The sequence below is a fragment of the Methylobacterium sp. JK268 genome, assembly GCF_054052225.1.
Genome location: NZ_JBSVZN010000002.1, coordinates 135,972 through 160,841 on the forward strand (window position 1 = coordinate 135,972; position 24,870 = coordinate 160,841).

Sequence of the window (24,870 nt, forward strand, 5' to 3'; positions counted from 1 at the left end):
GTCTTGCGCCGGATCAAGCGCCGATCGCCGCTTCCCACAGCCTAGCTAGGCGGACCCTGAATGCCAGATGAGCGCAGGGGGAACCGCGCCGAACCGGGGGCGAAATCGGCGCGGCGCGGCATCCGGGTCACGGTCCGGCAGTGGTTCGGCCGCGCGAAACCGTGACACCCGCCCCGGCGATGCGTAGAGGAGGGGCGACACGTTCGCCGCGAGGATCCCGCATGCTGCGCGCCACCACCCTCGTCCGCCGGGCCGCCGTCCGTCCGGACGCGGTCGCCGACACGATCACCCTCGCCCATGCCGATCGCGCCCGGCAGACGGGTGACCTCACCGCCGCGGGCGGGCTCGCCTTCCGCCTCGACCTCGACCGCGCCTCCGTCCTGGAGGACGGCGACGCCGTGCGCCTCGAGGACGGCCGCCTCGTGCGGATCGCCGCCGCGGCCGAGCCGCTGCTGGAGGTCCGGTCCGAGAACCCGCTGCGCCTCACCCGCCTCGCCTGGCAGCTCGGCAGCAATCACGTGCCGCTCGAAGTGACCGCCGAGGCGCTCTACGTGAAGGCCGATGCCGTGGTGGCGGAACTGGTCCGCGGCCAGGGCTGCGCCGGGAACCCGGTCGAGCGGCCGTTCAAGCCCGAGCGCGAGGTCGTGGCGCATGACCACAGCCAGTGCGGGCACGACCACCACCACGATCATCATCACGCCCATGATGACCACCATCACCACGACCACGGTCACCACGGGCACGACCATCACCACGATCACGGGCATGACCACGGACACGACCACCACCACGGGCACCCTCACGACCACGGGCATTGAGGCCCCGGCCGCGCGGAGCCTGATGCCGTCCTGGCGCTTCAGCGTGGCCCCGATGATGGACTGGACGGACCGGCACTGCCGGGCCTTCCACCGCACCCTCTCGCGCCGGGCGCGCCTCTACACCGAGATGGTCACGACCGGCGCCGTGCTGCACGGCCCGCGCGAGCGCCTGATCGGGTTCGATCCGGCCGAGCATCCGGTGGCGATCCAGCTCGGCGGCTCGGACCCGGCCGACCTCGCGGCGGCCGCCCGCATCGCGCAGGATTTCGGCTATGCCGAGGTCAACCTCAATGTCGGCTGTCCGTCGGATCGGGTTCAGGACGGGCGCTTCGGCGCCTGCCTGATGCGCGAGCCGGCGCTGGTGGGCGACTGCGTCGCCGCGATGCGGGCGGCGGTGGCGGTGCCGGTCACGGTGAAGTGCCGGATCGGCGTGGACGACCAGGATCCCGAGGCGGCGCTCGACGCCCTGGTCGCGTCCGTCCGCGCGGCGGGAGTCGACGGCGTCATCGTCCACGCCCGCAAGGCCTGGCTCCAGGGTCTCTCCCCGAAGGAGAACCGCGACGTCCCGCCCCTCGATTACGGGCGCGTCCACCGCCTCAAGGCGGCCCATCCGGACCTCCCGATCGCCATCAACGGCGGCCTGCGCGACCTCGCCGAGGCGAAGAGGCAGCTCGCCCACGTGGACGGGGCGATGCTGGGCCGCGCCGCCTACGCGGAACCCGCGCTCCTGCTCGACGTCGATCCGGCCCTGTTCGGTGTCCCGGCTCCGGTCGCCGATCCGTTCGAGGCCGTGGAGGCGTACCTGCCCTACGTCGCGGCCCGTCTCGCCGAGGGGGTGCGGCTGCACGCGATGACCCGGCACATGCTCGGCCTCTTCAACGGCCGTCCCGGCGCCCGTGCCTTCCGCCGCCACCTCTCCACCGAGGGCATGCGCGCGCAGGCCGGGATCGCGGTCCTGCGCGAGGCCGTGGCCCTCGTGGTCCGGGAGGCAGCGCGCGCCGCCTGAGGGCGTGGCCCCGAGGTCCCGGCCGTTCCTCAGCCGGGCCGCGCCCCGCGCAGGATCAGCCGGCTTCCGCGCACCTCGTAGGAGGCGAGCCGCTCCAGGAAGGTCATGCCGAGGAGGTTGACGCTGAGGCTTCCCGGCCGCGTGACCAGGGCCGGCACGCGCTGCTCGCGGATGGGACCGACCGCGATGCTGTCGAGGACGACCGGCGCCGCGGCCGCGGCCCCGTTCGCGGTCTGCACCGTGACCACGAAGGCGTCGGGCCGCGGATGCAGGCCGATCGCGGCGGCGCTCTCGGCGGTGAGCACGACGGCGCTCGCCCCCGTGTCGAAGGCGAAGAGCTGATCGCGCCCGTTGACCTTCGCGCGGACGCTGAAGCCGCCATCGGCCCGGCGCGCCACCACGACCTCGCCGCCCGGGATCACCACCGGCTCCCCCGCGGCGAGCTCGCCGAACAGCCGGAAGGCCCATTCGCGCGCCTCGTCCCGCCACCGGTAGAGCGAGGCGCCGCCCGCCCCCAGGGCCACCCAGACCAGGAGCGCGGCGACGCCCTCGCCGAAGCCCGCCCGGAACTGCCGCACGAGGCCGCCGAGGAGCACGAGGAGGGCCGCCCCAACGGCCAAGCCCGCGGCGATCTCCCGGGGCGCGAAGCCGGCGAGCGGTCCCTCGGCGAGCGTCGCCGCCGCGATCGCCGCGGCGACGAGGAGCAGCGCGACTCCGAGGGCGCCCGGCATCTCAGGCCGGGGCGGTGGCGCGGTCCCGGGCCGGGAAGGCGGCCGCGAGGCGCGCGGGCAGGAGCGCCATGATGCGCCGGCGCTCGGGCTCGGACAGGGCGCCCCAGGCCGCGATCTCGTCGCGGGTGCGGCCGCAGCCCTCGCAGAGGCCGCTTCGCGGATCGAGCACGCAGATGCGGGTGCAGGGCGTCGAGGGAGGGGGCATGAGGGCCGAAGGGTCAGCGCGGGACGGCGATCAGGATCGCCAGCAGCACCGCGATCTCGGCGATCTGCTGGGTCGCCCCGATCACGTCGCCGGTCTGGCCGCCGATCAGGCGCTCGGCCATGCGGCTCATCGTCCAGGCCGCCAGGGCCGCGAAGAGGCCGGCGAGGACGAGGCCGATCCACGGCAGGCCGAGCAGCCAGACCGCGAGCAGGATCGCGAGGCAGAGCGCCCAGGCCGTGGCATGGGTGGCGCCGCTCGGCCGCCCCACCGCCTGCGCGGCGCCGTCCGGCCGCGCCGGGGCGAGCGCCCGCATCGGCCAGAGGGCCGCCGTGCGCGACAGGGCGGCGGCCGCGGGCAGCATCACGGCGACGCGCCAGCCGATGCGGTCGGCGAGGGTGGCGAGCGCCCCGATGCGCAGGGCGTAGGAGAGGATCAGCGCCGCCGCGCCGTAGGCGCCGATGCGGCTGTCGCGCATGATGTCGAGGCGGCGCTCCCGCGTGGCGCCGCCCCCGAACCCGTCCGCCACATCCGCCAGGCCGTCCTCGTGCAGGGCGCCGGTCACGAGCGTCAGCGCCGCCGCCGCCAGCGTCGCGGCGAGGTAGGGGCCGAGCCCAAGTCCCAGCGCGCCCAGGAGGGCGATGGCGCCGGGCAGCCCGATGATGAGCCCCGCCACCGGCAGCATCCGCGGCACGGTCCGGAAGTCGGGCGCGGCGTGGCTCCCGGTCTCGCCCGGCAGCGCCGGCACCGGCAGGCGGGAGTAGAAGCGCAGGCACGCGGCGAGGTCGAGGAGGGGCGGCCACGGACCGGTCTCGGGCGGCGGCTCGAACTCGTCATCCGCCTCGTCGGCGGCGGCCGGCTTCGCGTTCAGTCCCGCACCCTCGGCCATCGCGCCCACGTCCCGCCCGTTCCGCCCGTTCCGCCCGCTTATACAGCAGGGAGGTGCGCGCCGTCTCCGGCGTTCCGCCCGTGCGCGCTCCCGTCCGCTCGCCATCGCGCCCGGCTTCGGGTTAGAGGCGCGGATCCCGTCTCGCCGGAGCCCTGCCATGACCGCCTCACCCGATGCCAGCCCCTTCGCGGATATCCGCCAGCTCGTTGCCGGCATGCCCGGCCCGGACGCGGCGGCCGCGCGGGCGGTCGCGGCGCGGCAAGCGGAGCTGACGAAGCCGGCCGGCAGCCTCGGGCGGCTCGAGACCCTCGTCGCGTGGCTCGCGGCCTGGCAGGGCAAGGCGATGCCGAGCCTCGACCGGCCCCTGGTCTGCGTCTTCGCGGGCAGCCACGGGGTCACGCAGAAGGGCGTCTCGGCCTTCCCCTCCGCGGTGAACCGCCAGATGCTCGACAACTTCGCGGCGGGCGGGGCGGCGATCAACCAGATCTGCGCCAGCTACGGGCTCGGCTTCAAGGTGTTCGACCTCGCCCTCGACCTGCCGACGGGCGACATCACCGAGACCGAGGCGATGACCGAGAAGGCCTGCGTGGCCACCATGGCCTTCGGCATGGAGGCGGTAGCGGCTGGGACCGACGGGCTCGCGCTCGGCGAGATGGGCATCGGAAACACCACGGTGGCGGCCGCGATCTACGCGGCGCTCTACGGCGGCGACCCCGCCTCCTGGGTCGGGTACGGCACCGGCCTCGACGCGGCGGGCCACGCCCGCAAGGTCGCGGCCGTCGAGGCGGCGCTCGCCCGCCACGCCGGCCATCTCGACGATCCCCTGGAGGTGCTGGCCCGGCTCGGCGGCCGCGAGGTCGCGGCGGTGGCCGGCGCGATCCTGGCGGCGCGGATGCAGCGGGTGCCGGTGGTGCTCGACGGCTACGTCGCCTGCGCGGCCGCCGCGGTGCTGCACGCCCTCGACCCCTCCGCCCTCGATCATTGCGTGGCGGGCCATCTCTCGGCCGAGGGTGCGCACGGCGCGGTGCTGGAGCGGCTCGGCCTCGACCCTCTCCTCTCCCTCGGCATGCGCCTCGGCGAGGGCTCGGGCGCGGCGCTGGCGCTCGGCCTCCTGAAGGCCGCGCTCGCCTGTCACCGGGACATGGCGACCTTCGCGCAGGCCGGGGTCTCCGGCCGGGAGCCCTGAGCCGAGGAGAGGAGCGTCAGCGGCTCCGCGGAGAGCCGCACCGCGCCGGGCCGCCGGCCCGTCTCCGACCGCGCGTAGCGCAGCGCGTCCGCGCGGCTGCGGAACAGCCCACCCGCGCGACCCCCGACCCGCAGGGCCAGCCACCGCCCCTCCGGATCCTGGCCGACCAGAAAGACAGGAAAAGGGGAGGGGAGCGGCGGTTCCGCGGGCGGCGCGGCCCGAGGGGCCACGGCGGGGGGCGTCCCGGAAGCGGGCGGATCGGACGCGGCCGTCTCGGAAGCGGACATGGGACCTGCTCCTGCGGCCTGCTCTTGATCTCGGGCACCGTCCCGCGATGGCACCGCGCCGCGGCTCTCCCGGCCGCGCTTCAAGGATCGCGCCGGCCTCCGGCCCGGTTCAGGCGATCAGCCGGTCCCGTTGCCGCAGGGCCGGGAAGAGGCGGCTCCACAGGGCGGCGACCAGCAGGGTGCCGATGCCGCCGATCACGACGGCGGGCACCGCCCCGACCAGGGCCGCGAGGGTGCCGGATTCGAACTCGCCGAGTTCGTTCGAGGCGCCGATGAAGACGGTGTTCACCGCCGCCACGCGGCCCCGCATGGCGTCGGGCGTCTCGCCCTGCACAAGGCTCTGGCGCACGTAGACGCTCACCATGTCGGCGGCGCCGGTCACGAGCAGGCAGGCCATCGACAGGGGCAGCGAGGAGGAGAGGCCGAACCCGATCGTCGCGAGGCCGAACACCGCGACGGCCGCCAGGAGGCGCGCGCCGGCGTGACGGGTCAGGGGGCGGTGGGCGAGGACGACCGCCATGCCGACGCCGCCCGCCGCCGGCATGCTGCGCAGCAGCCCCAGGCCGAGGGGACCGACGTGAAGGACCTCCTGGGCGAAGATCGGCAGCAGGGCGGTGGCGCCGCCGAGAAGCACCGCCACGAGATCGAGGGTGATTGCGCCGAGCACCACCGGCTGCGAGCGAATATAGGTGAGGCCGGCGAGCAGCGTCGTGAGCGTGACGGGCCCGCGGTGGCCCGCAGCGGCCTCCCGTGGGCGGATGCTCCCGACGCTCAGCGCCGCCACCGCGAAGCAGGCGGCGGCGAGCGCGAAGACGACGGCGGGGCCGAGGGCGTAGAGCAGGCCGCCGAGGGCCGGGCCCGAGATCGCCGCGCTCTGCCAGATCGAGGAGTTCCAGGCGATCGCGGTGCCGAACTGCTCGCGCGGGACCAGCGTCGGCATCAGCGCCTGGGTCGCCGGGTTGGCGAAGGCGCGCGCGCCGCCGGTGAGGATCATCAGCGCGTAGATCGGCCAGACGGGCGCCTGTGCCACGAGGGCGAGGCCGGTGAGGCCCAGCGCCGCGGCGGCGATGAGGCCGTAGGCGACCGCCGCGATCCGGCGCCGGTCGTAGGTGTCGGCGACGTGCCCGGTGACGAGGGCGCCGAGGATGGCGGGCGCGAAGCTCGCGAGCCCGACGAGGCCGAGGGCGAGCGCGCTGTGGGTGAGGTCGTAGACGAACCAGCCGACCGCCACCGCCTGCATCTGATAGGCGACGCCGGTGAGGAACCGGGCAAGGCCGAACAGGCGGAAGTCGGGGTTCGACAGGAGGGCCCGGCCGGTCGGTCGGGAGGTCGGGGCGGCGTCGGAGATCACGGAACCCTGCTTGGCGCCAAGCCGGCCCAGATGACAAGCCTGGCAAACGCGCATCCCGGTTGCGGGCGCGGGATGGTGGGCGGTGACGGGCTCGAACCGCCGACCCTCTCGGTGTAAACGAGATGCTCTACCGACTGAGCTAACCGCCCCGGCGCGCATGGTTAAGGGCAGCCCCCCGGCAGCGCAAGACCCGGTGCCGGCCCGCTGAAAACCCGCCCGGCCCGGCTTGACACGTCCCGGCCCGGCCCATACACCGCCGCCATCGCAGCACAGCGATGCGCCGCGCGGACGTAGCTCAGTTGGTTAGAGTGCCGGCCTGTCACGCCGGAGGTCGCGGGTTCGAGCCCCGTCGTCCGCGCCATCTCCTCACGGATGTTCGTGTTCGCGCTGTGGCCAGTCCGCGGGCGTAGCTCAGTTGGTTAGAGTGCCGGCCTGTCACGCCGGAGGTCGCGGGTTCGAGCCCCGTCGCCCGCGCCACGATCCCGAAAATCTTCACAATTGACCGTGTAATGCGCCGCCGCCCCGCCTGAGCGGGACGGGAGATTCGACGTTGATCACGCCCCTGCGCCTCGCCTTCCTCGTGGCCTGCCTGAGTCTCGCCGGCTGCAGCGGCGTCCCCCTCCTGCCGCAGCCCGACATCGCCACCAGCCCGGTGATCCTCGACGAGGGCGCCGCCGCCGCCGCCATCTCCCGCTACCGGGCGAGTCACGGGCTCGGACCGGTGGTGATCGATTCGTCGCTGATCCGCGCCGCCTCCTACCAGGCGGAAGCGAATGCCCGGGCGGGCTATCTCTCGCACGAGGTCGGCGGGACCTTCGACAGCCGCCTGAAGCGCGCCGGGTTCGGCGGGCGCTACGCGGCCGAGAACCTGAGCGCCGGTTCGGCCACGTTCGACGAGGTGTTGAAGCGCTGGCAGGCCTCGCCCGAGCACAATCGCAACATGCTCATGCCGCAGGTCCGGCGCGTCGGAATCGCCCGGGTCGACGCGCCCGGAACCCGCTACAAGCGGTACTGGGCGCTGATCCTCTCCGATACCTGAGAGCCCAACCGCCGCGCCGCGGCAAAGCTTGACTTGGCCCGGAAACGACCGGGAAAGCGCGGGCCCTGCGACGATACTGGCCAGCCCGATCGCCCTTCGCGGGTGTTGTGGCCGGCCCGGTTGGTTTTATCTATGCACCAGGCGTTCGCGGTTTGTGCGCTGCGAACGCCCCTTGTTTCGGCATACCCGCTCGTTTAAGCCTCGCGGCAATTCCGGGCCTTGGAACCGTTCCGAACGACGGGCCGAAGGCCGGGCCGCGCGCGCCCGCGTCGCCCACCACGAGCCACGAGGGTTCACGATGAACGGCCTCCTCACCGACTACCTGCCGCTCGTGATCTTCATCGGCGTGTCGCTGGTGATCGCGGTCGCGCTCCTCGTCGCGCCCTTCCTCGTCGCCTACAACAGCCCGGACCCGGAGAAGCTCTCGGCCTACGAGTGCGGGTTCAACGCCTTCGACGACGCCCGCATGAAGTTCGACGTGCGGTTCTACCTCGTCGCCATCCTGTTCATCATCTTCGACCTCGAGGTCGCGTTCCTGTTTCCCTGGGCGATCACGTTCGGGGACCTCGGCTGGTTCGGCTTCTGGTCGATGATGATCTTCCTCGGCGTGCTCACGGTCGGGTTCGTCTACGAGTGGCGCAAGGGCGCCCTCGAATGGGACTGAGCCGACCGAGCCCCGCCGCCCTCTGAGAGATCCCGCCCCATGGACCTCGACGCTCCCCTCTCCCGCGCTCCGGCGATCGCTCCGCAGCCCAAGGGCCTGATCGATCCGTCGACCGGCCTGCCGATCGGGGCCACCGACCCGACCTTCCTGTCGATCAACGACGAGCTGGCGGATCGCGGCTTCCTGCTCACCACCGCGGACGACCTCATCACCTGGGCCCGCACCGGCTCGCTGATGTGGATGACCTTCGGCCTCGCCTGCTGCGCGGTCGAGATGATGCAGATGTCGATGCCGCGGTACGACGCCGAGCGCTTCGGCTTCGCGCCCCGCGCGAGCCCGCGCCAATCCGACGTGATGATCGTCGCCGGCACCCTGACCAACAAGATGGCTCCCGCGCTGCGCAAGGTCTACGACCAGATGCCGGAGCCGCGCTACGTCATCTCGATGGGCTCCTGCGCCAACGGTGGCGGCTACTACCACTACTCCTATTCGGTCGTGCGGGGCTGCGACCGGGTGGTGCCGGTGGACATCTACGTGCCGGGCTGCCCGCCGAGCGCCGAGGCGCTGCTCTACGGGGTGCTGCTGCTGCAGAAGAAGATCCGCCGCACCGGCACGATCGAGCGCTGAGGGGCCGCGATGACGAACGGCATCACCATCCTGCCCCACACCGCGGTCGAGGCCGGGACCGGGCCGCTGCAGGCGCTGAGCGACCGCCTCGCCGAGACGCTCGGCGGGGCGATCACCCATCGGGCCATCGCCTTCGAGGAACTGACGCTCGTCGTCGAGGCCGCGGAGATCGTGCGCGTGCTCACCCACCTGCGCGACGATCCGGCCTGCGGCTTCCGGTCCTTCATCGACATCTGCGGGGCGGATTATCCGGGCCGCGCCAGGCGCTTCGACGTGGTCTACCACCTGCTCTCGCTGCGCCATAACCGGCGCATCCGCGTGAAGGTGCAGACCGACGAGGCGACCCCGGTTCCCTCGGTGATCTCCGTCTTCCCGGCGGCGAACTGGTACGAGCGCGAGACCTACGACCTCTACGGGATCCTGTTCTCGGGCCATCCCGACCTGCGCCGGCTCCTGACCGATTACGGCTTCGAGGGCCACCCGCTGCGCAAGGACTTTCCGCTCACCGGCTTCGTCGAGGTTCGCTACGACCAGGACGAGGGCCGCGTGGTCTACGAACCGGTGAAGCTTACCCAAGAGTTCCGCCAGTTCGACTTCCTGTCGCCCTGGGAAGGCACGGATTACGTGCTGCCCGGCGACGAGAAGGCGAAGCAGTAGGGGGCGAATGGCGAATGGCGAATGGCGAATGGAAAGCGAGAGGCCGATCACATCGTATCGTGACCTCGATGTTTGGCAGGGTGCTATGACCCTTGCCGAGGAGTGCTATCGCGTAACGGCCGCCTTCCCTCGGGAGGAGCTGTTCGGCATGACGTCGCAGATCCGCCGCGCGTCGGCCTCGATCGCGGCGAACATCGCCGAAGGGCATGGCCGCGAAAGCACGCCTTCGTTCGTCAATGCGCTGCGAATCGCCCAGGGATCGCTCAAGGAACTCGAGACGCATGTGCTGCTGTCACAGAGGGTCGGTTTGATGGCGGGCGCACCCGCCGGCTCACTCATGGCGAAGTGCGACGGTCTCGGTCGGCAGCTTCGGTCTCTCATCCGGTCACTGCAGCGGCGCGCTTCCGCAGAAAAGGGGAATGTCTGATGGCAGGCACTCTCTATTCGCCATTCGCTATTCGCTATTCGCTCCCGCACTGCGCGTTCGATCGCGCTGGACGCTCCCGATGACCGAGCACAGCATTCGCAACTTCTCGATCAACTTCGGTCCGCAGCATCCGGCGGCGCACGGCGTGCTCCGTCTCGTGCTCGAACTCGACGGCGAGATCGTCGAGCGCGTCGACCCGCATATCGGGCTGTTGCACCGCGGCACCGAGAAGCTGATCGAGGTCAAGACCTACCTGCAGGTCACGCCCTATTTCGACCGGCTCGACTACGTCGCGCCGATGAACCAGGAGCACGCCTTCTGCCTCGCGGTGGAGAAGCTGCTCGGGATCGAGGTGCCGCGGCGGGCGAAGCTCATCCGCACCCTGTTCTGCGAGATCGGCCGGCTGCTCTCGCATCTCCTGAACGTCACCACGCAGGCGATGGATGTCGGCGCCCTGACGCCCCCGCTCTGGGGCTTCGAGGAGCGCGAGAAGCTGATGATCTTCTACGAGCGCGCCAGCGGGGCGCGGCTCCACGCCAATTACTTCCGGCCGGGCGGCGTCCATCAGGACCTGCCGGCGGGCCTCCTCGACGACATCGAAGCCTTCTGCGACCCGTTCCTGAAGGTGGTCGACGACCTCGACGCCCTGGTGATGGGCAACCGCATCTTCAAGCAGCGCAACGTCGATATCGGCATCGTGTCGGTGGACGAGGCCATGGCCTGGGGCTTCTCGGGCGTGATGCTGCGCGGCTCGGGCATCCCGTGGGACCTGCGCAAGGCGCAGCCCTACGAGGCCTACGCGGAGATGGAGTTCGACGTCCCCGTGGGGAAGAACGGCGACACCTACGATCGCCAGGTCATCCGCATGGAGGAGATGCGCGAGTCCGTGCGCATCATGAAGCAGTGCATCGCCAAGCTGCGGGCGCCCGACGGCCAGGGGCCGATCGCCACGCAGGACGGCAAGGTGGCGCCGCCGCCGCGGCGGGAGATGAAGCGCTCGATGGAGGCGCTGATCCACCACTTCAAGCTCTACACCGAGGGCTTCCACGTCCCGGCCGGCGAGGTCTACGCCGCGGTCGAGGCGCCCAAGGGCGAGTTCGGCGTCTACCTGGTGGCGGACGGCACCAACAAGCCCTACCGCTGCAAGATCCGCGCGCCGGGCTTCGCCCACCTGCAGGCGATGGATTGGATGTGCCGCGGCCACATGCTGGCGGACGTCTCCTGCATCCTCGGCACCCTCGACATCGTGTTCGGCGAGGTCGACCGGTGACACGCGCGACGAGCGGCCCCACGAGCGGCCAACGGAACTGAAGCGATGGCAAACCGCAGACTGGCGCCCGCCGAAGAGCAGCCCGCCGATTTCGCGTTCACCCCGGAGAACGCGAACTGGGCCAAGGCGCAGATCGCCAAGTACCCGCCGGGCCGGCAGGCCTCGGCGGTGATCCCGCTGCTCTGGCGTGCCCAGGAGCAGAACGGCGGCTGGCTGCCGCAGAAGGCGATCGAGGCCGTCGCGGACGAACTCGGCATGCCGCATATCCGCGTGCTCGAGGTCGCGACCTTCTACACGATGTTCGCCCTGGAGCCGGTTGGGCGCTACTGGATCCAGGTCTGCGGCACCGTGCCCTGCGACGTCTGCGGGGCGAAGGAGCTCAAGCAGATGCTGCACGACCGGCTCGGGCCGCCCGGTCACGTGAGCCGGGACGGAAATTTCTCCTGGCTCGAGGTCGAGTGCCTGGGCGCCTGCTGCAACGCGCCGATGGTGCAGATCAACCAGGACTACTACGAGGACCTGACGCCCGAGTTGCTCGGCACGCTGATGGATGACCTGGCGGCCGGTCGTCCCGTCAAGGTCGGCTCGCAGGCCGGGCGGACCTCCTCCGAGCCGAAGGGCGCCCTGACGACGCTGACCGACGAGACGCTGTTCGACGGCTCGCGCGTCGGCGCGTGGCGCAAGCGCTTCGAAGAGCAGGGTCTGCGCGAGGCGGGGGCCGAAGCTCCGGCCAAGGCCGAGCCGGCCAAGACTGAAGTGGCCAAGACTGAAGCGGCCAAGACTGAGCCGGCCGCGCCGGCGCAGGCGAATCCCGAGCGGGCGCAGGCGGAGGGTGCCAACGCGGCGGCGAATGCGGCCGCGACTCCGAAGCCCGCCCGTCCCGAATCCGGGCGCGCCGTCGAGAGCCCGGCCGCCGCGACGCCGGCCCATCGCGCCGCCGATGGCGAGGCGCCGGCCGAGGCGAAGGGGCAGGGCGCGCCGGAGCGTTCCACCGTCGCCGCGCCGACCTCCGGCCCCGAGGCGCAGCCCGCGCCCCAGAGCGGCCGCTCCTACACCAAGACCCCGTCGAAGCCCGAGGAGGGCCGGCCCGTGGCGGAGACCAAGGGGTCGACGCCGATCGCGGGTGCCGAGCCGATCGCCTCGCCCGGGCGGACCGACGGATCGCAGGCCAAACCCGTCGGGGTCGACCCGAACGACAAGGGACCGCCCGGTCCCGGCCCGCGCGGCCGCGCCAAGCCCTCCTCGAACCGGTAGGACGACGCCATGCTCTCCGACCAGGATCGGATCTTCACCAACCTCTACGGGCTGCACTCGCCCGGCCTCGACGCCGCCAGGAAGCGCGGCGCCTGGGACGGCACCAAGTTCCTGCTGGAACAGGGCCGCGACTGGATCATCGATGAGATGAAGAAGTCGGGCCTGCGCGGCCGCGGCGGCGCCGGCTTCTCGACCGGCCTGAAGTGGTCGTTCATGCCGAAGAAGTCGGACGGCCGTCCGCACTACCTCGTGGTGAACGCCGACGAATCCGAGCCCGGGACCTGCAAGGACCGGGAGATTATGCGGCACGACCCGCATCTCCTGATCGAGGGCTGCCTGCTCGCGTCCTTCGCCATGGGGGCGAACGCGGCGTACATTTACATCCGCGGCGAGTACGTGGCCGAGAAGCACGCCCTGCAGCGGGCGGTGGACGAGGCCTACGAGGCGCGGCTGATCGGCCCGGACAACGTCCACGGCTACCCCTTCGACCTCTACGTGCACCACGGCGCCGGCGCCTATATCTGCGGCGAGGAGACGGCGCTGCTGGAGAGCCTGGAGGGCAAGAAGGGAATGCCGCGGCTGAAGCCGCCCTTCCCCGCCAATATGGGCCTCTACGGCTGCCCGACGACGGTGAACAACGTCGAATCGATCGCGGTCGCGGGTGCGATCCTGCGCCGGGGCGCGGCGTGGTTCGCCGGGATCGGCCGGCCGAACAACACCGGCACCAAGCTCTTCTGCGTCTCGGGCCACGTGAACCGGCCCTGCAACGTCGAGGAGGCGCTGGGGCTGCCCTTCCGCGAGCTGATCGACCGCCACTGCGGCGGCATCCGCGGCGGCTGGGACAACCTGCTCGCGGTGATCCCCGGCGGCTCATCGGTGCCGCTGGTGCCGGCCGAGCAGATCGCCGACGCGCCGATGGACTTCGACACCCTGCGCGGCCTCGGCTCGGGCCTCGGCACTGCGGCGGTGATTGTCCTCGACAAGTCGACCGACATCGTCGCCGCGATCGCCCGCATCTCGTACTTCTACAAGCACGAATCCTGCGGGCAGTGCACGCCCTGCCGCGAGGGGACGGGCTGGATGTGGCGCGTGATGCTGCGCATGGCCGAGGGCCGGGCGCAGAAGCGCGAGATCGACATGCTGCTCGACGTCACCAAGCAGATCGAGGGCCACACGATCTGCGCGCTGGGCGACGCGGCGGCCTGGCCGATCCAGGGCCTCATCCGCCACTTCCGCCCCGAGATCGAGAAGCGCATCGACCGTTACAGCGCCAATCCGCACAGCGACCCCGTGCCGATGGCGGCGGAGTGAGCAGCGCGCGCGGCGAACGCCTGGAGACAACACCGTGACCAAGATCGTCGTCGACGGCACCGAGGTCGATGTCCCGCCGGACTACACGCTGCTGCAGGCTTGCGAGGCGGCCGGCGCGGAGATCCCGCGCTTCTGCTTCCACGAGCGGCTGTCGATCGCCGGCAATTGCCGCATGTGCCTCGTCGAGCTGAAGGGCGCGCCGAAGCCCGTGGCCTCCTGCGCCTGGGGCGTGCGCGACTGCCGGCCCGGCCCGAACGGCGAGCCGCCGCAGGTGCTGACCAAGTCGGCGCTGACCAAGAAGGCGCGCGAGGGGGTAATGGAGTTCCTCCTCATCAACCACCCGCTCGACTGCCCGATCTGCGACCAGGGCGGCCATTGCGACCTGCAGGACCAGGCGATGGCCTACGGGGTCGACTCGACCCGCTACGGCGAGAACAAGCGCGCGGTCGAGGACAAGTACATCGGCCCGCTGGTGCGCACGGCGATGAACCGGTGCATCCATTGCACCCGCTGCGTGCGCTTCCTGGCCGAGGTGGCCGGCGTGCCGGATCTCGGCGCCATCGGGCGCGGCGAGGACATGGAGATCACCTCCTACCTCGAACAGGCGATGGAATCGGAGCTGCAGGGCAACGTCGCCGACCTCTGCCCGGTCGGCGCGCTCGTGCACAAGCCGCAATCCTACAACGTGCGCCCCTGGGAGTTGTCGAAGACCGAATCGGTCGACGTGATGGACGCGGTCGGCAGCGCGATCCGGGTGGACGCGCGCGGCCGCGAGGTCATGCAGATCGAGCCCCGGGTGAACGAGGCCATCAACGAGGAGTGGATCTCCGACAAGACCCGGCACGTGGTCGACGGGTTGCGGCTCCAGCGCCTCGATCGGCCCTACCTGCGCGAGAACGGCCGCCTGCGGCCCGCCTCCTGGGCCGAGGCCTTCGCGGCGATCGCGGCCAAGCTGAAGGGGGCGGATCCCAAGCGCGTCGGCGCCATCGTGGGCGACCTCGCGGGCGTCGAGGAGATCTACGCGCTCAAGCGCCTGATGACCGCCCTCGGCGTGACCAACCTGGACTGCCGGCAGGACGCGGCCGCGATCGACCCGGCCTGGGGCCGCGCCGCCTACACCCTGGGCACAACCATCGCCGGCATCGAGCAGGCGGACGCGATCCTGCTCGTCGGCGCGAATCCGCGCGTCGAGGCCTCCCTCCTCAACGTGCGCATCCGCAAGCGCTGGCGCATGGCGCCGCTCGCGGTCGGCGTGATCGGCGAGCCGACGGACCTGACCTATCCTCACACCTATCTGGGCGCCGGTCCGGAGACGCTGGCGGACCTGGCTGCGGGCAACCACAGCTTCGCCGAGGTGCTGACCAAGGCCGAGCACCCGCTGGTGATCGTCGGTATGGGCGCGCTCGCCCGGCCGGACGGCCGCGCGATCCTGGCGGCGGCGGCGCGCTACGCCCGCTCCATCGGGGCGCTGGCCGAGGGCTGGAACGGCTTCGGCGTGCTGCACACTGCCGCCGCCCGCGTCGGGGCGCTCGACCTCGGCTTCGTGCCGGGGGAGGGCGGGCTCGACCTCGCCGGCATGATCGCGCCCGGCGCCCTCGACGTGCTCTACAACCTCGGTGCGGACGAGGTGGAAGTCGGGCCGGGCGCCTTCGTGATCTACCAGGGCACCCACGGCGACCGCGGTGCCCATCGCGCCGACGTGATCCTGCCGGGAGCCGCCTATACCGAGAAGTCGGCGACCTACGTGAACACGGAAGGCCGCGTGCAGCTCGGAAACCGCGCCGGCTTCCCGCCGGGCGACGCCCGTGAGGATTGGGCGATCCTGCGCGCGCTCTCCGAGCCGCTCGGGCAGCGCCTGCCCTTCGATTCGCTGGCGCAGCTCCGCCGCGCGCTCTACGCAGACCACCCGCACTTCGCGGCGGTCGACCAGGTCGCCGGATCGGATCTCGGGACGGCGCTGACGGCCCTCGAGAGACTCGGCGGCGAGCCGGGCCGCGAGCCCTTCCGCGGGCCGATCGCCGATTTCTATCTCACCAACCCGATCGCCCGCGCCTCCCGGGTGCTGGCGGAGTGCTCCGGGCTCGCCCGCGAGCGCGTGCTCCAGGCCGCCGAATAGGACGCTCGCCCCATGAGCATCACCGACATCCTGCTGACCGTCGGCCTGATCGCGCTGAAGAGCGTGGTGCTGCTGGTCGCGCTCCTCGTCTTCATCGCCTACGCGCTCCTCGCCGACCGGAAGATCTGGGCGGCGGTGCAGCTCCGGCGCGGCCCGAACGTGGTCGGGCCCTGGGGCCTGTTCCAGTCCTTCGCCGACCTGCTGAAGTTCGTGCTCAAGGAGCCGGTGATCCCGGCGGGCGCCAATAAGGCGTACTTCCTGCTCGCGCCGCTCGTCTTCGCGACGCTGGCGCTCTCGGCCTGGGCGGTGATCCCGCTGGCCGACGGCTGGGCCATCGCCGACATCAATGTCGGCATGACCTACATCTTCGCGATCTCGTCGCTCGGCGTCTACGGCGTGATCATGGGCGGCTGGGCCTCGAACTCGAAATACGCCTTCCTGGGCGCCCTGCGCTCCGCCGCCCAGATGGTGTCCTACGAGGTCTCGCTCGGCTTCGTGATCATCACGGTGCTGATGTGCGCCGGCTCCCTGAACCTGTCGCAGATCGTGCGCGCGCAGGACACCTCGCTCGGTATCCTCGGCTGGTACTGGCTGTGGCTGTTCCCGATGTTCGTGGTGTTCTTCGTCTCGGCGCTCGCCGAGACGAACCGCCCGCCCTTCGATCTGCCGGAGGCCGAATCGGAGCTCGTGGCGGGCTACATGGTCGAGTACTCCTCGACCCCGTACCTGCTGTTCATGCTCGGCGAGTACGTGGCGATCGTCACGATGTGCGCGCTGGGAACCATCCTGTTCCTGGGCGGCTGGCTCTCGCCGATCCCCTTCGCGCCCTTCACCTGGGTGCCGGGCCTGATCTGGTTCGCCCTGAAGGCGAGCTTCCTGTTCTTCCTCATCGCCATGGTCAAGGCGATGGTGCCCCGCTACCGCTACGACCAGCTCATGCGGCTGGGCTGGAAGGTATTCCTGCCCCTGTCGCTCGTGATGGTCTTCGTCGTCGCCCTCGTCCTGAAGCTGACCGGCCTCGCGCCGGTCGCCTGAACCTGAGAATCGGAGATTGAGCGATGAGGCTCGATCAAGTCGCCCGCAGCCTGCTGCTGAAGGAGTTCGTGTCGGGGTTCACCCTCGCCATGCGCTACTTCTTCAAGCCCAAGGCGACGATCAACTACCCCTTCGAGATGGGTCACCGCTCGCCGCGCTTCCGCGGCGAGCACGCGCTGCGCCGCTACCCGAACGGCGAGGAGCGTTGCATCGCCTGCAAGCTCTGCGAGGCGATCTGCCCGGCCCAGGCGATCACCATCGAGGCGGGGCCGCGGCGCAACGACGGCACGCGCCGCACGACGCGCTACGACATCGACATGGTGAAGTGCATCTACTGCGGCATGTGCCAGGAGGCCTGCCCGGTGGACGCCATCGTCGAAGGACCGAACTTCGAGTTCTCCGTCGAGACCCGGGAGGAGCTCCTCTACGACAAGCAGCGGCTGCTCGCGAACGGCGACCGCTGGGAGCGCGAGATCGCTCGCAACATCGCGGCGGACGCACCGTACCGGTAGGGCGAATGGCGAGTGGCGAATGGCGAATGGCGAATAGCAAATGGGGTGAAGGCGCCCGGCCGACCGCCAATCCATTCGTCACTCACCATTCGGCATTCGCCTCGCGCAGCGGCTTCCCCCGTTGTGCGTCGCGGGAGCGGGATCTATAGACGGGCCGCCGGGGCATCCGGGGCCGGATGTCGGCACCAGGCAGGAGGCCGCCGCGAGGCGGCATGAGTTTCGCGCATGACCGCAGCCGCCGCCTTCTTCTACCTCTTCGCCGCGATCACGGTCGCCTCGGGCTTCATGGTGATCGCCGCCCGCAACCCGGTGACCTCGGTCCTGTTCCTGATCCTCGCCTTCGTGAACGCGGCCGGCCTGTTCGTGCTGATGGGCGCCGAGTTCCTGGCGATGATCCTGGTCGTGGTCTATGTCGGCGCCGTCGCCGTGCTGTTCCTGTTCGTGGTGATGATGCTCGACGTCGATTTCGCCGAGCTGCGCCAGGGCTTCCAGGACTACCTCCCGGTCGGTGGCCTGATCGGCGCGGTGTTCCTGGTCGAGCTGCTGCTGGTGGTCGGCTCCTGGGCGATCGACCCCGGCCTGGTCCAGGCGCCGCTGGCGATCGCGCCGGGCGGCGAGCAGATCACCAACACGCAGGCCCTCGGGTCGGTGCTCTACACGAACTACTTCCTGTTCTTCCAGATCGCCGGGCTGATCCTGCTGGTCGCGATGATCGGCGCGATCGTGCTGACGCTGCGCGACCGGCCGGGCGTGAAGCGGCAGGACATCTCGCTGCAGAACGCCCGCACCCAGGCGATGGCGGTGGAACTGCGCAAGGTCCCGACCGGCCAGGGCGTCGAAGTGTGACGGCGGGACGGCAGACGAGGAGAGCGCGGGATCCCCTCTCCCGGGTGGGAGAGGGTAGGGGTGAGGGTGGAGACGGTTCCGCGAGAGGGCGGGACCGTGCCGCTGGCGGCTCGACCGTTCAGAACGATCCTGAACCCGAGCCACCCTGCGCGATCTTCGATCGCCCCTACCCCTCTCCCACCCGGGAGAGGGGATCACGCGCCCGATGAATGCACGCTGACACGAGGCGGCCGCCCCGCGGCCGAGAGGCAGACAGATGATCGGTTTGAGCCACTACCTGACGGTCGCCGCGATCCTGTTCACGCTCGGCGTGCTCGGCATCTTCATCAACCGCAAGAACATCATCGTGATCCTGATGTGCGTCGAGCTGATCCTGCTCGCCGTCAACATCAACCTCGTCGCCTTCTCGACCCATCTCGGCGACATCGTCGGCCAGGTCTTCGCGCTGTTCGTCCTGACGGTGGCCGCCGCCGAGGCGGCGATCGGGCTCGCGATCCTGGTGGTCTACTTCCGCAACCGCGGCTCGATCGCGGTTGAGGACGTCAGCATGATGAAGGGCTGAGATCCCAGCCCTTCGCCGTCACCGAGCCCCAGCCCGAAGGCCGGACCCCGAGCATGTACCACGCGATCGTCTTCCTGCCCCTCATCGGCTCCCTCATCGCCGGCCTGTTCGGCCGGCGCATCGGCGCCAAGGCGAGCGAGGTCATCACCACCTCGATCCTGTTCTTCGCCGCGCTCCTGTCCTGGGTGGCCTTCTTCGAGGTCACGGGAGGGGAGGGGCACGGGGCGACCCGGCACCAGGTGGCGCACTGGTTCTCGGCCGGCGACCTCGTGGTCGACTGGGCCTTCCGGGCCGACACCCTCACCGTCGTCATGCTGGTCGTGGTGACGAGCGTGTCGTCCCTCGTGCACCTGTACTCCATGGGCTACATGGAGGAGGATCCGCACCGGCCGCGCTTCTTCTCCTACCTGTCGCTGTTCACCTTCGCCATGCTGATGCTGGTGACGGCCGACAACCTCGTGCAGATGTTCTTCGGCTGGGAGGGCGTCGGCCTGGCCTCCTACCTGCTGATCGGCTTCTGGTACGAGAAGCCTTCGGCCAACGCCGCGGCCATGAAGGCCTTCATCGTCAACCGCGTCGGCGATTTCGGCTTCTCGCTCGGCATCTTCCTGGTCTTCGTCCTGTTCGGCTCGGTGGCCTTCGACGGCATCTTCCCGCGGGTGGCCGAGCTCAAGGGCGCGAGCTTCCACTTCCTCGGCTATGACTGGAACGCCCTGACGCTGGCCTGCCTGCTCCTGTTCATGGGTGCCATGGGCAAGTCGGCGCAGTTCCTGCTGCACACCTGGCTTCCCGACGCCATGGAGGGCCCGACCCCGGTCTCGGCCCTCATCCACGCCGCCACCATGGTGACGGCGGGCGTGTTCATGGTGGCGCGGCTCTCGCCGCTCTTCGAGGCGGCGCCGGCGGCGCTCACCGTCGTCACGGTGATCGGGGGCATCACGGCCTTCTTCGCGGCCACGGTCGGCCTCGTGCAGAACGACATCAAGCGGGTCATCGCCTACTCGACCTGCTCGCAGCTGGGCTACATGTTCGTGGCGCTCGGCGTCGGCGCCTACGCGGCGGGCATCTTCCACCTCTTCACCCATGCCTTCTTCAAGGCGCTGCTGTTCCTCGGGGCCGGCTCGGTCATCCACGCGATGCACCACGAGCAGGACATGCGGAACATGGGCGCGCTGCGCCGCTACATCCCCTTCACCACGCTGATGATGGCGATCGGCACCCTGGCGCTGATCGGCTTCCCCTTCACGGCGGGCTACTACTCGAAGGACGCGATCATCGAGGCGGCCTACATGTCGGACCGGCCGGGCCACGTGCTCGCGTTCCTCGCCACCGTGATCGCGGCCTTCTTCACCTCCTTCTACTCCTGGCGCCTGTTCTTCCTCACCTTCGAGGGGCCGGCCCGATGGCAGAATGCCCACGCGCATGGTCACCACGACGACCACGCGCATGCCACGGGCCACCACGCGGTCGCGGCCCACGCGGCCGAGGCCGACGGCGCGCCGGGCCACCACGAGGGCGTCGCCCACGACGACAAGGGCCACGACGTCGAGCCGGTCTCGCATTCGGACCTCGCGCACCACGACGATCACCACCACGCGCACACGCCCCACGAGAGCCCGCGCGTGATGACGATCCCGCTCGCGATCCTGGCGCTGGGCGCGCTGTTCGCGGGCCTGGTGTTCAAGAACCGCTTCATCGGCGAGGGCATGGACGAGTTCTGGAAGGGCGCGATCGCGCACTCGCCGGACAACCACATCATGCACGCGATCCACGAGGCCCCGGCCTGGGTCTCCGCATCACCCTTCGTGATGCTGGTGCTCGGCTTCCTGCTCGCCTACGTGATGTATATCCGCCGGCCGGAACTGCCGAACCAGCTCGCGTCGAGCCAGCCGCTGCTCTACCGCTTCCTGCTCAACAAGTGGTACTTCGACGAGATCTACGACCGGATCTTCGTGCGCCCGGCCAAGGGCTTCGGCACGTTCCTGTGGAAGGTCGGCGATGGCACGATCATCGACGGGCTCGGCCCCAACGGCATCGCGGCCCGGGTGGTGGACGTGACCCGTGGGGTGGTCCGGCTCCAGACCGGCTACGTCTACCACTACGCCTTCGTGATGCTCGTCGGCGTCGCGGCGCTGGTGAGCTGGTACCTCCTGAACGGCGTGGGCGCCCACTGATGCCCGTCCGCCCCGCCCCAATCGACCGGAGACGCGTCTGATGTTCGGCCTCGGGATCCTCTCCGGCCTCCTCATCCTGCCCCTCGTCGGCGCCGCCTTCATCCTCACCCTGCAGGGCGACGAGGAGGGCGTGCAGCGCAACGCCCGCTGGGCCGCGCTCATCGCCACGATCGCCACCTTCCTGCTCTCGCTGGTGGCCTGGGGCCGCTACGACACCTCGACGGCGGCGTTCCAGCTCGTCGAGACCCACGCCTGGCTGACGGACTCGATCCGCTTCAAGCTCGGCGTCGACGGGTTCTCGATGCCGCTCCTGCTCCTCACCACGTTCCTGATGCCGTTCTGCATCGCCGCCTCCTGGCACTCGATCGGGACCCGGGTGAAGGAGTACTTCGTCGCCTTCCTGGTCCTCGAGACCACGATGATCGGCGTGTTCAGCGCGCTCGACCTCGTGCTGTTCTACCTCTTCTTCGAGGCCGGCCTGATCCCGATGTTCCTGATCATCGGTATCTGGGGCGGCAAGCGTCGGATCTACGCCTCGTTCAAGTTCTTCCTCTACACCCTGCTCGGCTCGGTGCTGATGCTGCTCGCCATCCTGGCGATGTACTGGGAGGCCGGCACCACCGACATCCCGACCCTGCTGCAGCACCACTTCCCGGTGAACATGCAGACCTGGCTCTGGCTGGCCTTCTTCGCCTCCTTCGCGGTGAAGATGCCGATGTGGCCGGTCCACACCTGGCTGCCCGACGCCCACGTCGAGGCGCCCACCGCGGGCTCGGTGATCCTGGCCGGCATCCTTCTGAAGATGGGCGGCTACGGCTTCATCCGGTTCTCGCTGCCGATGTTCCCGGACGCCTCGCACGAGTTCGCGCCGCTGGTCTTCGCGCTCTCGGTGGTGGCGATCATCTACACCTCGCTCGTCGCGCTGGTGCAGACCGACATCAAGAAGCTCATCGCCTACTCGTCGGTGGCTCATATGGGCTTCGTGACGCTCGGCCTCTTCACCATGACCGAGCAGGGCATCCAGGGCGCCCTGTTCCTGATGATCTCGCACGGCATCGTCTCGGGCGCGCTGTTCCTCTGCGTCGGCGTCGTCTACGACCGCATGCACACCCGCGAGATCGCGGCCTATGGCGGCCTCGTGAACCGGATGCCGGTCTACGCGGTCGCCATGATGGTCTTCACCATGGCCAATGTCGGCCTGCCGGGCACCTCGGGCTTCGTCGGCGAGTTCCTGTCGATGCTCGGCGCCTTCCGGGCGAACCCGATGGTGTCGTTCTTCTCGGTCTTCGGCATCATCCTGTCGGCGGGCTACGCGCTCTGGCTCTACGCGCGGGTGATCTACGGGAAGCTCGACAAGCCGAGCCTGCAGGCGATCACCGACCTCGATCGCCGGGAGATCGCGATCCTGGCCCCGCTCGTGGTGCTGACGATCTATTACGGCGTGCACCCGAGCCCGATCCTCGACACCTTCGCCCCCTCGACCGACGCCCTGATGCAGGGGCTGCGGGCCGCCCTCTCCTCGACCCAGACCGCCGCCGCGGCGCTCCCGGTCGCGCAATAGAGATCCCCGATGCATCCCGCCCCACTCGTCATGCCCGCCCTCGGGCCCGCCCTGCCGGAGCTGATCCTCGCGCTCGGCGTCCTGACGCTGATCCTCTACGGGGCGTTCCGGGGTGAGCGCTCCGCGGAGAGCGTCACGGTCGGGGCGATCATCGTGCTGATCGTCGCCCTGTTCGCCGTGGTGACGCAGCCCTTCGGGGCGAAGGTGACGACGTTCAACGGCTCCTTCGTGGTCGACGCCTTCGCCCGGGTGATGAAGACCCTGACGCTGCTCGGCTCGATCGCGGCCCTGCTGCTGGCGCAGGACCTGTTCAACCGGCAGCGCATCGCCCGGTTCGAGTACCCGATCCTGATCGTGCTCTCCTCGATCGGGATGCTGGTCATGGCCTCGGCCAACGACCTGATCGGCCTCTATCTCGGCCTCGAACTGCAGTCGCTCGCCGCCTACGTCATCGCCTCGTTCCACCGCGACGACGTGCGCTCGACCGAGGCCGGCCTGAAGTACTTCGTGCTCGGCGCGCTCTCGTCGGGCATGCTGCTCTACGGCGCCTCCCTGGTCTACGGCTTCACCGGCAGCGTGTCCTTCCCGGGCATCGTCACGGCGCTCAGCCAGACCCATGTCGGCCTCGGCCTCGTGCTCGGCATCGTCTTCGTGGCGGCGGGCGTGGCCTTCAAGCTCGCGGCCGTGCCCTTCCACATGTGGACGCCGGACGTCTACGAGGGCGCCCCGACCCCGGTGACCGCCTTCTTCGCCTCGGCCCCCAAGATGGCCGCCATGGCGATGACCGTGCGCGTCTTCGTCGGCGCCTTCCCGGGCGTGGTCGACGAGTGGCGGCAGATCATCGTGTTCATCGCCATCGCCTCGATGGCGCTCGGCTCCTTCGCCGCGATCGGGCAGCGCAACCTCAAGCGCCTGATGGCCTATTCGTCGATCGGCAATGTCGGCTACGCGCTGATCGGGCTGGCGGCCGGCACCGAGGAGGGCGTGCGCGGCGTCGTGATCTACATGGCGATCTACCTCGCCATGACGCTCGGCGCCTTCGCGATCATCCTCGGGATGCGGCGCGGGCGGCAGATGTTCGACACGATCGACGACCTCTCGGGCCTGTCGCGCACCCATCCGTGGATGGCCTTCTGCCTCGCCATGATGATGTTCTCGCTCGCCGGCGTCCCGCCGCTCGCCGGGTTCTTCGCGAAGTTCTACGTCTTCGCGGCGGCCATCAAGGCGGGCCTGAACGTGCTGGCGGTGATCGGCGTCGTCACCAGCGTGGTCGGCGCCTACTACTACCTGCGCGTCGTCAAGGTGATGTATTTCGACGAGCCGCAGGCCGCCTACGAACCCCTGGCGCCGGGCCTGCGCATCGTGCTGGCCGCGTCGAGCATCGTGGTGGTGCTGTTCTGGATCGTCCCGGCCCCGCTGGTGGCCGCGGCCGGCACCGCCGCCCGATCCCTGTTCTGATCCGACTGCATGGCATTCTCCCTCGACCCCGCGGCCGCCGCCTCGGGGTACCGCCTCGAAGCCCACGACACACTCGGCTCGACGAGCACGCAGGCGATGCTGCGTGCCCGCGAGGGCGATCCGGGCCCGCTCTGGGTGGTGGCGCGCCGCCAGACCGAGGGGAGGGGACGCCGCGGGAATGCCTGGTCGGCGCCCGAGGGCAACCTGTCCGCGAGCCTGTCCTGGCCGGTCCCGGCGGGGCTCGCGGCCGAGCAGGTCGCGACCCTCGGCTTCGTGGCAGGGGTGAGCCTGGAGCGGGCGCTCGCCGCCGCCTGCGGCCCGTTGCGCGAGGGCGCGGCGCCGGTCCGGCTGAAATGGCCGAACGACCTCTTGGTCGACGGCGCCAAGCTCGCCGGCATCCTGCTCGAATTCGAGACGCTGCCGCGGGGCGGTGCGGTGCTGGTGATCGGGTTCGGCGTCAACGTGACGGCCGCGCCCGAGGGGCTGCCCTACCGGGCGACGTCCCTGCGCGCCGCCGGCCGGCCCGCCGACGCGGAGGGCGTGCTGCGGACGCTCACGGGAACCTGGCTTCGGGCCCTCCATCTGTGGGATGAGGGGCGGGGCTTTCCGGCGGTCCGCGATGCCTGGCTCTCCGCCGCGGCGGGCGTGGGCAGCGAGGTCCGCGTCCAGTCCGGACCGGACCGGCTCGCCGGCACCTTCGAGACCATCGATTTCGGCGGTCGGCTGGTGCTACGCCTCGCCGATGGGTCGCGCCGCACGGTCGCCGCGGGCGAGGTGCATTTCGGTTCTGCCGCGTCAGCGGCGTAGGGACGGGGTCGGGGCGGCGCCGGGATGGCGACGACGGCCCTCGCGAGACCAGGAACGGGGCGCCGATGGCGGCCCCGGGT

General features: G+C 70.6%; 24 protein-coding genes and 3 tRNA genes. 22 read left to right on the top strand and 5 right to left on the bottom strand.

The window, feature by feature from the left end; genetic code table 11:
• The first annotated feature begins 221 nt into the window (after positions 1-221).
• Positions 222-818, top strand: a complete 597-nt coding sequence (locus ACW9J6_RS02575; RefSeq protein ID WP_457114866.1) for an urease accessory protein UreE — start codon at positions 222-224, stop codon at positions 816-818.
• A 22-nt stretch (positions 819-840) separates the two neighbouring features.
• Positions 841-1,824: a tRNA dihydrouridine(20/20a) synthase DusA gene (dusA, locus tag ACW9J6_RS02580; RefSeq protein WP_457115105.1), complete on the top strand. Its 984-nt coding sequence runs from the start codon at positions 841-843 to the stop codon at positions 1,822-1,824.
• 29 nt (positions 1,825-1,853) lie between these two features.
• On the opposite strand, the gene ACW9J6_RS02585 is transcribed toward dusA, so the two are convergent.
• From ACW9J6_RS02585 to cobS, 3 genes are read right to left on the bottom strand one after another with little or no spacing between them, the layout of a single operon-like run.
• A complete protein-coding gene (locus ACW9J6_RS02585; protein ID WP_457114867.1) occupies positions 1,854-2,555 on the bottom strand; it encodes a retropepsin-like aspartic protease family protein in 702 nt (233 codons plus the stop codon).
• Between the two features lies 1 nt (position 2,556).
• Entirely contained in the window at positions 2,557-2,760 is a 204-nt protein-coding gene (locus tag ACW9J6_RS02590) for a DUF1289 domain-containing protein (RefSeq protein WP_457114868.1), read from the bottom strand.
• A gap of 13 nt (positions 2,761-2,773) precedes the next feature.
• Entirely contained in the window at positions 2,774-3,646 is an 873-nt protein-coding gene (cobS, locus tag ACW9J6_RS02595; RefSeq protein WP_457114869.1) for an adenosylcobinamide-GDP ribazoletransferase, read from the bottom strand.
• Between the two features lie 157 nt (positions 3,647-3,803).
• Here cobS and cobT point away from each other — a divergent pair, with 157 nt between their 5' ends.
• Complete coding sequence (gene cobT / locus ACW9J6_RS02600; RefSeq protein WP_457114870.1) at positions 3,804-4,832, top strand: nicotinate-nucleotide--dimethylbenzimidazole phosphoribosyltransferase; 1,029 nt, start codon at positions 3,804-3,806, stop codon at positions 4,830-4,832.
• Between the two features lie 396 nt (positions 4,833-5,228).
• Here the strand turns inward: cobT and ACW9J6_RS02605 are convergent, their stop codons facing one another.
• Complete coding sequence (locus ACW9J6_RS02605; protein WP_457114871.1) at positions 5,229-6,470, bottom strand: MFS transporter; 1,242 nt, start codon at positions 6,468-6,470, stop codon at positions 5,229-5,231.
• 73 nt (positions 6,471-6,543) lie between these two features.
• Positions 6,544-6,619, bottom strand: a tRNA-Val gene (locus tag ACW9J6_RS02610).
• A gap of 135 nt (positions 6,620-6,754) precedes the next feature.
• Between ACW9J6_RS02610 and ACW9J6_RS02615 the strand changes: the two genes are divergently transcribed.
• The 19 genes from ACW9J6_RS02615 (at position 6,755) to ACW9J6_RS02705 (ending at position 24,790) form a co-directional block, all read left to right on the top strand.
• Positions 6,755-6,831, top strand: a tRNA-Asp gene (locus ACW9J6_RS02615).
• Between the two features lie 39 nt (positions 6,832-6,870).
• Positions 6,871-6,947: transfer RNA gene (locus tag ACW9J6_RS02620), tRNA-Asp, on the top strand.
• Between the two features lie 76 nt (positions 6,948-7,023).
• A complete protein-coding gene (locus ACW9J6_RS02625; protein WP_457115106.1) occupies positions 7,024-7,509 on the top strand; it encodes a CAP domain-containing protein in 486 nt (161 codons plus the stop codon).
• A gap of 298 nt (positions 7,510-7,807) precedes the next feature.
• Complete coding sequence (locus ACW9J6_RS02630) at positions 7,808-8,173, top strand: NADH-quinone oxidoreductase subunit A (protein ID WP_457114872.1); 366 nt, start codon at positions 7,808-7,810, stop codon at positions 8,171-8,173.
• A gap of 39 nt (positions 8,174-8,212) precedes the next feature.
• Positions 8,213-8,800, top strand: coding sequence for a NuoB/complex I 20 kDa subunit family protein (locus ACW9J6_RS02635; RefSeq protein ID WP_457114873.1), 588 nt, complete (start codon positions 8,213-8,215; stop codon positions 8,798-8,800).
• Positions 8,801-8,809: 9 nt separating this feature from the next.
• Positions 8,810-9,457 carry an NADH-quinone oxidoreductase subunit C gene (locus ACW9J6_RS02640; RefSeq protein ID WP_457114874.1) on the top strand — a complete coding sequence of 216 codons (648 nt, stop codon included), beginning with the start codon at positions 8,810-8,812 and terminating at the stop codon, positions 9,455-9,457.
• Positions 9,458-9,485: 28 nt separating this feature from the next.
• Complete coding sequence (locus tag ACW9J6_RS02645) at positions 9,486-9,884, top strand: four helix bundle protein (RefSeq protein WP_457115107.1); 399 nt, start codon at positions 9,486-9,488, stop codon at positions 9,882-9,884.
• Positions 9,885-9,963: 79 nt separating this feature from the next.
• Complete coding sequence (locus tag ACW9J6_RS02650) at positions 9,964-11,154, top strand: NADH-quinone oxidoreductase subunit D (RefSeq protein WP_457114875.1); 1,191 nt, start codon at positions 9,964-9,966, stop codon at positions 11,152-11,154.
• A 45-nt stretch (positions 11,155-11,199) separates the two neighbouring features.
• Positions 11,200-12,408 (top strand): NADH-quinone oxidoreductase subunit NuoE, encoded by a 1,209-nt coding sequence (gene nuoE, locus ACW9J6_RS02655; protein WP_457114876.1) that lies wholly within the window; start codon positions 11,200-11,202, stop codon positions 12,406-12,408.
• 9 nt (positions 12,409-12,417) lie between these two features.
• Positions 12,418-13,719 (top strand): NADH-quinone oxidoreductase subunit NuoF, encoded by a 1,302-nt coding sequence (nuoF, locus tag ACW9J6_RS02660; RefSeq protein ID WP_457114877.1) that lies wholly within the window; start codon positions 12,418-12,420, stop codon positions 13,717-13,719.
• A 34-nt stretch (positions 13,720-13,753) separates the two neighbouring features.
• Positions 13,754-15,835 (top strand): NADH-quinone oxidoreductase subunit NuoG, encoded by a 2,082-nt coding sequence (gene nuoG / locus ACW9J6_RS02665; RefSeq protein WP_457114878.1) that lies wholly within the window; start codon positions 13,754-13,756, stop codon positions 15,833-15,835.
• A gap of 12 nt (positions 15,836-15,847) precedes the next feature.
• A complete protein-coding gene (gene nuoH, locus ACW9J6_RS02670; RefSeq protein WP_457114879.1) occupies positions 15,848-16,870 on the top strand; it encodes an NADH-quinone oxidoreductase subunit NuoH in 1,023 nt (340 codons plus the stop codon).
• A 23-nt stretch (positions 16,871-16,893) separates the two neighbouring features.
• Entirely contained in the window at positions 16,894-17,382 is a 489-nt protein-coding gene (nuoI, locus tag ACW9J6_RS02675; protein ID WP_457114880.1) for an NADH-quinone oxidoreductase subunit NuoI, read from the top strand.
• 225 nt (positions 17,383-17,607) lie between these two features.
• Positions 17,608-18,228, top strand: a complete 621-nt coding sequence (locus ACW9J6_RS02680) for an NADH-quinone oxidoreductase subunit J (RefSeq protein ID WP_457114881.1) — start codon at positions 17,608-17,610, stop codon at positions 18,226-18,228.
• A 256-nt stretch (positions 18,229-18,484) separates the two neighbouring features.
• The gene (gene nuoK, locus ACW9J6_RS02685) at positions 18,485-18,790 is read left to right on the top strand and encodes an NADH-quinone oxidoreductase subunit NuoK (protein WP_457114882.1); all 306 of its coding nucleotides are present in this window, start codon (positions 18,485-18,487) and stop codon (positions 18,788-18,790) included.
• 53 nt (positions 18,791-18,843) lie between these two features.
• The gene (nuoL, locus tag ACW9J6_RS02690; RefSeq protein WP_457114883.1) at positions 18,844-20,964 is read left to right on the top strand and encodes an NADH-quinone oxidoreductase subunit L; all 2,121 of its coding nucleotides are present in this window, start codon (positions 18,844-18,846) and stop codon (positions 20,962-20,964) included.
• Positions 20,965-21,004: 40 nt separating this feature from the next.
• Positions 21,005-22,525, top strand: coding sequence for an NADH-quinone oxidoreductase subunit M (locus ACW9J6_RS02695; protein WP_457114884.1), 1,521 nt, complete (start codon positions 21,005-21,007; stop codon positions 22,523-22,525).
• A 9-nt stretch (positions 22,526-22,534) separates the two neighbouring features.
• Positions 22,535-23,983, top strand: coding sequence for an NADH-quinone oxidoreductase subunit NuoN (gene nuoN / locus ACW9J6_RS02700; protein WP_457114885.1), 1,449 nt, complete (start codon positions 22,535-22,537; stop codon positions 23,981-23,983).
• A 9-nt stretch (positions 23,984-23,992) separates the two neighbouring features.
• On the top strand, positions 23,993-24,790 hold the full coding sequence (locus ACW9J6_RS02705) for a biotin--[acetyl-CoA-carboxylase] ligase (protein WP_457114886.1): 798 nt from the start codon (positions 23,993-23,995) through the stop codon (positions 24,788-24,790).
• The last annotated feature ends 80 nt before the right edge of the window (positions 24,791-24,870 follow it).

Bases quoted from the DNA above. Each gene is read 5' to 3' on its own strand.
- ACW9J6_RS02575 (WP_457114866.1), top strand. From the start codon at position 222: ATGCTGCGCGCCACCACCCTCGTCCGCCGGGCCGCCGTCCGTCCGGAC.
- dusA (WP_457115105.1), top strand. From the start codon at position 841: ATGCCGTCCTGGCGCTTCAGCGTGGCCCCGATGATGGACTGGACGGAC.
- ACW9J6_RS02585 (WP_457114867.1), bottom strand. From the start codon at position 2,555: ATGCCGGGCGCCCTCGGAGTCGCGCTGCTCCTCGTCGCCGCGGCGATC.
- ACW9J6_RS02590 (WP_457114868.1), bottom strand. From the start codon at position 2,760: ATGCCCCCTCCCTCGACGCCCTGCACCCGCATCTGCGTGCTCGATCCG.
- cobS (WP_457114869.1), bottom strand. From the start codon at position 3,646: ATGGCCGAGGGTGCGGGACTGAACGCGAAGCCGGCCGCCGCCGACGAG.
- cobT (WP_457114870.1), top strand. From the start codon at position 3,804: ATGACCGCCTCACCCGATGCCAGCCCCTTCGCGGATATCCGCCAGCTC.
- ACW9J6_RS02630 (WP_457114872.1), top strand. From the start codon at position 7,808: ATGAACGGCCTCCTCACCGACTACCTGCCGCTCGTGATCTTCATCGGC.
- ACW9J6_RS02635 (WP_457114873.1), top strand. From the start codon at position 8,213: ATGGACCTCGACGCTCCCCTCTCCCGCGCTCCGGCGATCGCTCCGCAG.
- ACW9J6_RS02640 (WP_457114874.1), top strand. From the start codon at position 8,810: ATGACGAACGGCATCACCATCCTGCCCCACACCGCGGTCGAGGCCGGG.
- ACW9J6_RS02645 (WP_457115107.1), top strand. From the start codon at position 9,486: ATGGAAAGCGAGAGGCCGATCACATCGTATCGTGACCTCGATGTTTGG.
- ACW9J6_RS02650 (WP_457114875.1), top strand. From the start codon at position 9,964: ATGACCGAGCACAGCATTCGCAACTTCTCGATCAACTTCGGTCCGCAG.
- nuoE (WP_457114876.1), top strand. From the start codon at position 11,200: ATGGCAAACCGCAGACTGGCGCCCGCCGAAGAGCAGCCCGCCGATTTC.
- nuoF (WP_457114877.1), top strand. From the start codon at position 12,418: ATGCTCTCCGACCAGGATCGGATCTTCACCAACCTCTACGGGCTGCAC.
- nuoH (WP_457114879.1), top strand. From the start codon at position 15,848: ATGAGCATCACCGACATCCTGCTGACCGTCGGCCTGATCGCGCTGAAG.
- nuoI (WP_457114880.1), top strand. From the start codon at position 16,894: ATGAGGCTCGATCAAGTCGCCCGCAGCCTGCTGCTGAAGGAGTTCGTG.
- ACW9J6_RS02680 (WP_457114881.1), top strand. From the start codon at position 17,608: ATGACCGCAGCCGCCGCCTTCTTCTACCTCTTCGCCGCGATCACGGTC.
- nuoK (WP_457114882.1), top strand. From the start codon at position 18,485: ATGATCGGTTTGAGCCACTACCTGACGGTCGCCGCGATCCTGTTCACG.
- nuoL (WP_457114883.1), top strand. From the start codon at position 18,844: ATGTACCACGCGATCGTCTTCCTGCCCCTCATCGGCTCCCTCATCGCC.
- ACW9J6_RS02695 (WP_457114884.1), top strand. From the start codon at position 21,005: ATGTTCGGCCTCGGGATCCTCTCCGGCCTCCTCATCCTGCCCCTCGTC.
- nuoN (WP_457114885.1), top strand. From the start codon at position 22,535: ATGCATCCCGCCCCACTCGTCATGCCCGCCCTCGGGCCCGCCCTGCCG.
- ACW9J6_RS02705 (WP_457114886.1), top strand. From the start codon at position 23,993: ATGGCATTCTCCCTCGACCCCGCGGCCGCCGCCTCGGGGTACCGCCTC.